1 protein-coding gene is annotated in these 618 nt (G+C 50.5%); it reads left to right on the forward strand.

Annotation, left to right across the window (positions count from 1 at the left end):
- Positions 1–147: 147 nt before the first annotated feature.
- The gene (locus VF724_RS21335; protein WP_371756243.1) at positions 148–597 is read left to right on the forward strand and encodes a group II intron maturase-specific domain-containing protein; all 450 of its coding nucleotides are present in this window, start codon (positions 148–150) and stop codon (positions 595–597) included.
- The last annotated feature ends 21 nt before the right edge of the window (positions 598–618 follow it).

A 618-nucleotide genomic window follows, 5' to 3' on the forward strand; every position in this document is an offset into this window, starting at 1 on the left:
TGGAGAAACGGGGTTGCGCTTTTGTCGCTACGCGGACGACTGTAACATCTACGTGAAAACAGAGAGCGCAGGGATGCGAGTGAAAGCTAGCATTCAGAGGTTTTTGGAAGGAAAGTTAAGACTAAAAGTAAAGAGGAAAAAAGCGCGGTGGACCGACCTTGGAAACGAAAGTTTCTCGGTTTCAGCTTCACCGTCCAGAAAGATGCGAGAATCCGCATCTCCCCCAAATCCCTGAAACGGGTAGAGTACAAGATTCGCGAAATCACCAATCCCACTTGGAGCATCTCCATGGAAGAGAGAATTCGCCGTCTGAATCAATATCTGATGGGCTACGATGGGCTATTACGCACTCATGGAGACTCCAACGCCCTCCGGGCTCTGGAGGAATGGACTCGCCGCAGACTTCGGCTATGCTTATGGCATCGAAGGAAACGGGTGCGCACCCGCATCCGCGAACTGAGAAGCTTGGGCCTTAAGGAACGTGAAGTTTTCGAAATCGCGAACACGCGTAAAGGCGCATGGCGCACACGCGAACCCCTCATTTACATAAAGTCCTTGGAACTGCCTATTGGCAATCCCAAGGACTCAAGAGTTTAACCGAACGATATTTCAACATTC

This window comes from Ferviditalea candida (assembly GCF_035282765.1).
GTDB classification, from domain to species: Bacteria; Bacillota; Bacilli; order Paenibacillales; family KCTC-25726; genus Ferviditalea; species Ferviditalea candida.